The 233-nt window shown below is 67.0% G+C and carries 1 pseudogene; it reads left to right on the top strand.

Going from position 1 to position 233, the window contains the following annotated elements:
* Nucleotides 1-16: 16 nt before the first annotated feature.
* Nucleotides 17-233: pseudogene (locus KVT37_RS33095) on the top strand (hypothetical protein); the annotation flags it as partial.

The raw sequence follows: 233 nt of genomic DNA, 5'->3' as shown, positions 1-233 counted from the left end.
TTGGCCCGGGGAGCCCATGGCGCCCCTGCGCCACCACCTCGCCAGGCCTCTCGACGCCGTGGCCCCCAAGGATCCGCGGCGCGAATTGAGGGATGACGAGCGGCTGGGGCTGGTGCGCCGCCACGGCGATTTCTCGCTCGCCTATTCCACGGCCGGGCAGCAGAAACTGTCCTATTTCAGCGATGGCGACGGCTATATCGCCTTCGGTACAAAGATGAGCCCCCATTTCGCGG

This window comes from Mesorhizobium sp. GbtcB19 (assembly GCF_019091085.1).
Lineage (GTDB): Bacteria > Pseudomonadota > Alphaproteobacteria > Rhizobiales > Rhizobiaceae > Mesorhizobium.
Note: the sequence above shows the minus strand (reverse complement) of the source record. Positions and strands in the feature narration are given on the sequence as shown.